At 74.8% G+C, this 6,494-nt stretch carries 7 protein-coding genes; 2 read left to right on the top strand and 5 right to left on the bottom strand.

The window, feature by feature from the left end; genetic code table 11:
* Positions 1-57 precede the first annotated feature (57 nt).
* Together KDL28_RS27835 and KDL28_RS27840 are read left to right on the top strand one after the other, a co-directional pair.
* Positions 58-1,419, top strand: a complete 1,362-nt coding sequence (locus tag KDL28_RS27835; RefSeq protein ID WP_252443220.1) for a cytochrome P450 — start codon at positions 58-60, stop codon at positions 1,417-1,419.
* Between the two features lie 39 nt (positions 1,420-1,458).
* Positions 1,459-2,211, top strand: a complete 753-nt coding sequence (locus KDL28_RS27840) for a TetR/AcrR family transcriptional regulator (protein WP_252443222.1) — start codon at positions 1,459-1,461, stop codon at positions 2,209-2,211.
* 25 nt (positions 2,212-2,236) lie between these two features.
* On the opposite strand, the gene KDL28_RS27845 is transcribed toward KDL28_RS27840, so the two are convergent.
* From KDL28_RS27845 to KDL28_RS27865, 5 genes are all read right to left on the bottom strand, one after another.
* On the bottom strand, positions 2,237-2,980 hold the full coding sequence (locus KDL28_RS27845) for an energy-coupling factor ABC transporter ATP-binding protein (RefSeq protein ID WP_252443261.1): 744 nt from the start codon (positions 2,978-2,980) through the stop codon (positions 2,237-2,239).
* Between the two features lie 38 nt (positions 2,981-3,018).
* Positions 3,019-3,783, bottom strand: a complete 765-nt coding sequence (gene cbiQ / locus KDL28_RS27850; RefSeq protein WP_252443224.1) for a cobalt ECF transporter T component CbiQ — start codon at positions 3,781-3,783, stop codon at positions 3,019-3,021.
* On the bottom strand, positions 3,783-4,172 hold the full coding sequence (locus KDL28_RS27855) for a PDGLE domain-containing protein (protein ID WP_252443226.1): 390 nt from the start codon (positions 4,170-4,172) through the stop codon (positions 3,783-3,785). The genes cbiQ and KDL28_RS27855 overlap by 1 nt, the downstream gene beginning before the upstream one ends.
* Complete coding sequence (locus KDL28_RS27860; protein ID WP_252443263.1) at positions 4,169-4,864, bottom strand: energy-coupling factor ABC transporter permease; 696 nt, start codon at positions 4,862-4,864, stop codon at positions 4,169-4,171. Before KDL28_RS27860 ends, KDL28_RS27855 begins: the two co-directional genes overlap by 4 nt.
* Positions 4,865-5,064: 200 nt before the next feature.
* The gene (locus KDL28_RS27865; RefSeq protein WP_252443228.1) at positions 5,065-5,883 is read right to left on the bottom strand and encodes a glycosyltransferase family 2 protein; all 819 of its coding nucleotides are present in this window, start codon (positions 5,881-5,883) and stop codon (positions 5,065-5,067) included.
* Positions 5,884-6,494 lie beyond the last annotated feature (611 nt).

The following is a 6,494-nucleotide window of genomic DNA, read 5'->3' on the forward strand; positions in this document are numbered from 1 at the left end:
GCCACCCCGACCGACGGGCGCCGTCCCGCGGCGGCGCCCGGGAACAGGACGCGCCCGATGGACGCCCCCACCCACCACGCCGACCCGGAGCAGGCCCCCGAGCATGTCGCCGAGCCGTCGCCCGAGCAGTCGCCGTCGGCCATGCGACGCCTCATCCCGGAGGAGATGCTCGAACGCCCCGCCGCGTGCCCGTTCGACCCCGCCCCCGGTCTGGCGCGGCGGCGCGGGCAGGGCCCGGTGCAGCCCTTGGAGCTGCACAACGGCGCCGTGGCGTGGCTGGTGACCGGGTTCGACGAGGCCCGCTCGGTGCTGGCCGACGCGCGCTTCAGCGCCGACCGCGTCCGCTACCGCGACGCCACCCAGCTGCAGCCGCACGAGGTCGCCGAGATGGCGGCCGCCGCCGAGCGCGGTGAGCCGGTGTGCCCGGCGCCGGTCGACAGCCGCGCCGACGGCATGTTCGTCTTCATGGACCCGCCCGAGCACACCCGGCTGCGCAGGCTGCTGACCGGGCAGTTCACCGTGCGCCGGATGAAGGCGCTGGAGTCGCGGGTGACCGAGATCGCCGTCGAGCACATCGAGGCGATGAAGGCCGCGGGCACCGCGGCCGACCTGGTGCCCGCCTACGCGCTGCCCCTGCCCTCGCTGGTGATCTGCGAGCTGCTCGGCGTCGACTACGCCGACCGCGACCGGTTCCAGGTCAACACCTCGATCGCGCTGAACGCGAACGCCTCCGACGAGGACCGCGCCCGCGCGGGCGGCGAGCTCTACGGCTTCATCGCCCAGCTCGTCGCGGCCAAGCGGGCGGCACCGGGCGAGGACATCATCTCCGGGCTGATCCAGGACGCCGAGCCGCCGCTGAGCGACGCCCAGCTCGTCGACGTGGCGCTGGTGCTGCTCGGCGCCGGGCACGAGACCACCGCGAACATGCTCGCCCTCGGCGCGTTCGCGCTGCTGCAGAACCCCGACCAGGTCGCCGCGCTGCGCGACGACCCCGCCGTGGTCGACAACGCCGTCGAGGAGCTGCTGCGCTACCTCAGCATCGTCCAGCTGGGGGTGAGCCGGGTCGCCACCGAGCAGGTCGCGCTCGGCGGCGTCACCGTCCCGGCGGGCGCCACCGTCATCGTGGCCACCCCGGAGGTCAACCGCGACACCCGGCACTGGACCGACCCCGACCGGCTCGACGTGCACCGCGACCGCGTCCCGCACCTGGCCTTCGGCCACGGCGTGCACCAGTGCCTCGGCCAGCAGCTGGCCCGCATCGAGATGCGGGTCGGGTTCACCGAGCTCCTGCGCCGGTTGCCCGACCTGCGCCTGGCCGTGCCGGCCACCGAGGTGCCGCTGCGCAACGACATGCTGATCTTCGGCGTGCACTCGTTGCCGGTGGCCTGGTCCGGGGCGCCGGGTCCGGACGGCTCATAATCTCCTCGCGCACCGCGCGCGGCACAGGAGGGGGTCCCGATGACCGAGGCGGCCCTCCCCGCCGTCACGCCGACGACGGGCACGCCCGAGACGCCCGAGGAGCCGGGGACGCGCGAGGAGCCTGAGACGCCCGGGCCGTCGGAGCCGAGCCGCCACGAGCGCCGCAAGCGGGCCACCCGGGCGGCCGTGCGCGACGCGGCGCTGCGGCTCGCGGTGCGCCAGGGGGTGGAGCGCACCACGATCGAGCAGATCGCCGCCGAGGCCGACATCGCGGTGCGGACCTTCTTCAACCACTTCTCCGGCAAGGAGGAGGCCGTCGTCGCGGCGGCGGCCGTCGGAGCGGAGGCGTTCGTCGCCGAGTTCCGCTCCCGGCCGCCGCAGGAGTCGGTGCTGCGCGCGATCCGCGAGGCCGTGCTGGTCGCCATGGACCGCCACGACGCGGTCGGCCGCGACCACATCCGCGCGCTGCGGCTCATGCGGGGGACACCCTCGCTGATGCCCCAGCAGATGGCCGTGCTCACCGTCCAGGAGGACGCGCTGGCCGCGGCCATCGCCGAGCGCATCGGGCCCGACGGCGGGCCGGGGCCCGGCCGGCTGGGCCGCGCCGTGCACGCCCGGCTGTGCGCCGCGGCCTCGCTGGCCGCGCTGCGGATCGTGCTGGACCGCTGGCTCGCCGGCACCGCCGACTCCGACGACCCGCCCCCGCTCGACGTGCTGCGCGCCGAGGCCGACGCCGCCCTCGCCCAGCTCGCCGCAGGCCTCGACCACCCCGGGCGCCCGGACGGCGGGTGAGCACCGGGGCCGTGGGACTGCTCGTCTAGGGCGGCGCGAACCCGAAGGGCAGCTCGAGGCGGTGCCTGCGCAGCAGGTCGGCGTCGGCGAGCAGCTCGCGGGTCGGCCCGTCGGCCACGATGCGCCCCTCGTCGATGACGACGCTGCGCGGGCACAGCTGCAGCGCGTAGGGCAGGTCGTGGGTGACCATCAGCATGGTGGTGCCCAGGCCGAGCAGCACCTCGGCGAGCTCCCGGCGCGCCACCGGGTCGAGGTTGGACGACGGCTCGTCGAGGACCAGCACTTCCGGGCGGCACGACAGCACGGTGGCCAGCGCCACCCGCCTGCGCTGGCCGCCGGACAGGTGCAGCGGGGAGCGGTCGCGGTGCTCGAGCATGTCCACGGTGGCCAGCGCCTCGTCGACGCGGGCGGCGAGCTCGCCGGCGGCGACGCCGAAGTTGGCCGGCCCGAACGCGACGTCCTCGGCGACGGTCGGCATGAACAGCTGGTCGTCGGGGTCCTGGAAGACGATCCCGACCCGGCGGCGCACCTCGCGCACCGTGTCGCGGGCCACGGCCAGCCCGTCGATCGCCACCCTGCCCCGCCGCGGCACGAGGATGCCGTTGAGGTGCAGCACGAGGGTGGTCTTGCCGGCGCCGTTGGGCCCCAGCAGGGCCACCCGCTCGCCGCGGGCGATGGTCAGGTCGATCCCGTCGAGGGCCAGGTGGCCGTCGGGGTAGGCGTAGGTGACGCCCTCGAGGTGCACCGACGGCGGACCGGCGGCGCCGATGAGCTCGGTCGCGGGCCCGGTGCCCGCGTCGGCGGCGGTCACGTCGTCAGCCAACCGGTCACCGCGAGCGCGGCGGCCACCGCCACCGGCGCCATGGCGGTCAGCCAGTGCCGCGGCGTCGTCCGGTCGGTGCTCAGCTGCGGCATCCGCCCGGCCCACCCGCGCGACAGCATCGCCAGGTGCACCCGCTCGCCGCGCTCGTAGGACCGCACGAACAGGCTGCCGATCCCGCGGGCGGTGGCCCCGGCCTGCCACAGGAACCGCGGGTCGTGGCCGCGCGAGATCCGGGCCAGCCGCATCCGGCGGGCCTCGGCCGCGATGACGTCGGCGTAGCGCAGCATCAGGGTGGTGATCGTCACCACGATCGCGGGCGCGCGCAGGCGCTGCAGCCCCAGCAGCAGGTCGCGCAGCGGGGTGGTGGCCGCGAGGGTGAGCGAGGTCAGCACCCCGAGCGTGCCCTTGACCAGGATGTTCCACGCCCCCAGCAGCCCCGGCTCGGACAGCGACAGGCCCAGCCACTCGACCCGCGGGTCGGGGCCGGTGAGCGGGAGCAGCACGGCCAGCACCACGAACGGGGCCTCGATCAGCGCCCGGCGGGCCATCCAGCCCGGGGGGATGCCGGCGATCGCCCACACGCCGGCGAGCACCAGCAGGTAGCCGGCGAAGACCGGGAACGCCTCGCGCGGGGTGACGACCACGCAGACCACGCCCAGGAACGCGGCGACGATCTTGACCTCGGCCGGGAGCCGGTGCACCGGCGAGGTGCCCGGCAGGTGCAGCGGGTGGGAGTGCCCGGCGCCCACTAGCTCCCCGACGTCCCGTCGCGGTCGGGCGGGGTGCCACGCCCGCGCAGCAGCCAGAACAGCCCACCGGCCAGCAGCGCCGTGACCAGCACGCCGATCACCCCGGCCGGCCCGACCGTGCCGTCGGCGCCGTCCACCGCGTAGTCGGCCAGCGGGCCCGAGCCCAGCGCGTGGTCCTCGGCGTTGCGGGCGATGCAGGTGCCCTCCAGCTGCTCGCCCGCATCGGTCTCGACGACGCTGCAGCCCTCGAGGGTCACGCTGTCCAGGCCGTCGGGGTCGGAGCTGGCGAAGTACGACAGCCCACCCGCGATGAGGAGGGCGACCACCAGGAAGCCGACGAAGAAGCCGGTGGCGCGCCGGTCGCGGGTCGGTCGGGCCGGGCGGGTCACGCCGGGCTCCCCTCGGTGCGGGCCGGTGCGCCCGCGGGCTCGGCGCCCGCCCCGCGCAGCAGGTGGACCAGGTCGGGCCGGACCGAGGCGACCGCGCCCACCGTGGCCGCGGTGATGACGCCCTCGCCGATGCCGATCAGCGCGTGCAGCCCGACCATCAGCACCAGCACGGTGCCCAGCGAGGCGCCGCCCGCCCCGCCGATGGCGTACTCCACCACGAAGGCCAGCGCGGCGACCACCGTGTTCAGCAGGGCCGCGACGAAGGCGGTGGCGAGGAGCCCGGCGCGGCTGCGGCGGGCCACGCGGCGCAGCGCGACGGCGACGCCGTAGCCGACGAAGACGCCGACGACGGCCATGTTGGTGATGTTGGTGCCCAGCGCGGTCAGCCCGCCGTCGGCGAACAGCAGCGCCTGGACCACCAGCACGATCGCGATGCAGAGGGTCCCGACCCACGGCCCGACCAGGATGGCGACGAGCGCGCCGCCGAGCAGGTGGCCGCTGGCCCCGGGCAGGATCGGGAAGTTGATCATCTGCACGGCGAAGACGAACGCGGTCACCAGCCCGGCCATCGGCGCGGTCCGGTCGTCGAGGTCGCGCCGGGCCCGCCTCGCGGCCAGGACCAGCGCGCCGACGGCGACGAGCCCGAACGCCGCCGCCGTCGGCGCGTTCACCAGGCCGTCGCTCATGTGCATGGCGGTGATGTGCTCACCGGTGGGGACAGCAGTGGTCACGCGCAACCCTCCCGACGTGCCGACGAGCACCCGCACGGGTGATCGAGGGGTCAGCGTAGGCAGCGTGACCTGGCAGTCGCAAACTTCTGGCGATAGTCGGACCGCCGGACGGTCAGGTCGTCACATTACGGCGAGTGAACAGTCGCCAGCGGTCAACGGAGTCAGCCCGCGACGGCCGCGACCGCTCGGCGCTTGAATCGACCGGTAGGAGAAAACAGGCGTCCCAGGGTGAGATCGATACCCCGCACGGAAAAGGTGTCGGTCTCGGCGATTTCCTCGAGCAGCAACCGTTGTTCGTCGAGCACGGCCCGGCGCTCGTCGGGCGCGGTGCGCAGCATCCGGGACGCCGCCAGCGGCTCGGGCAGGCCCAGGAACTCGCCGAACTGCAGCAGCCGCATCCACAGGTCCAGGTCCATCGTGAAGGCCCGGTCGCCGCGCCAGCCGCCGGCGGCGAAGAAGTCCTCGCGGCGGAACAGCACCCCGGCCGGCTCCCCGATCGGGTTGGACCGGCTGCGCACCACCCGGCGGGCGACCTCCACGCCGGTCCGCACGCCGGTCAGCCCGGTCAGCCCGCGGCGGGGGATCACCACCCGGCTCTGGTCGTCGATCAGGTGCCTGCGGGCGGCCACCAGGGCCAGCCCCGGGTCGGCCTCCATCGGGTTGACCTGCATGTCCAGGCAGCGCGGGTGCAGCAGGTCGGTCGGGCGCACCAGCTTGACCAGCTGCGCGCGGCTGAGCTGCACGGCTCGGTTCCAGTGCTCGGACTGCGGGACCGGGGACGGGGTGCGCTCCACGCGGATGCGCACGTCACCCACACGGCGGGCGATGATGTCGGCCCGGTCGGGGCTGGCGTTGTCCAGCACGACCAGCTCGAAGTCGCGGTAGGTCTGGTCCAGCACGCTGCGGATGCTCTCGGCGAGGTAGGGCTCACCGCGGTTGACCGGGATGCAGACGGACACGCTGGGTGCCGGAAGCGGCATCACGGGCCTCCTCGACAGGCGCCCCGCCGGGCGCCCGCTCACGACGTACGGGACGCCGTTGACCGTATCGGCCGCTCCGGCGGCGCCGTCGTCGGCCGCTCGGCCGCCGGGCCGGTCGGCCGCCGGGCGGTGGTTCCGGTGGCGGATCACCCCCGTCCCACCGCCGCGCCACCACTGCGCCGGCGGGCCGTGCGGAGCGGTCGGCGGCCGCTGTCGACCCGGGGTCGGGGGGCCTGGAGGACTCGTCGATCAGCCCATCCGTAGAGTGCCGCATGACGGACACGGCGCGGTTCCGACTCGTTCGGGTGACGGAAACGTTCGGGAATGGGCTCGGTTGCCGTCGAACCTGACGTAACGCAACGATTGACCCGACAGATATGGCGAGTGGGACCCGGCGGTCCCGGCCTCGACTACGTGCAGTGACGGTCAGGACGGTACGGAGACACCGCGCAGGCGGTGGGGGGAGAACGGTGATGCGGCGCAACGGCAACCCGCGGGTGTCCGTAGTGGTGCCCACCCGCAACGAGGCGCGGAACCTTGAGGTCGTGCTCCCGGCGATCGCTGCGGTGCGTCCTGCTGTGCACGAGGTGATCGTGGTCGACGGGAACTCC

Origin of the sequence: Pseudonocardia humida (assembly GCF_023898865.1) — a bacterium.
Taxonomy (GTDB): domain Bacteria; phylum Actinomycetota; class Actinomycetes; order Mycobacteriales; family Pseudonocardiaceae; genus Pseudonocardia; species Pseudonocardia humida.

What these genes read in the sequence shown, in the direction of transcription:
- KDL28_RS27835 (WP_252443220.1), top strand. Translation starts at nt 58, where the DNA reads ATGGACGCCCCCACCCACCACGCCGACCCGGAGCAGGCCCCCGAGCAT.
- KDL28_RS27865 (WP_252443228.1), bottom strand. Translation starts at nt 5,883, where the DNA reads ATGCCGCTTCCGGCACCCAGCGTGTCCGTCTGCATCCCGGTCAACCGC.
- KDL28_RS27840 (WP_252443222.1), top strand. Translation starts at nt 1,459, where the DNA reads ATGACCGAGGCGGCCCTCCCCGCCGTCACGCCGACGACGGGCACGCCC.
- KDL28_RS27860 (WP_252443263.1), bottom strand. Translation starts at nt 4,864, where the DNA reads ATGCACATGAGCGACGGCCTGGTGAACGCGCCGACGGCGGCGGCGTTC.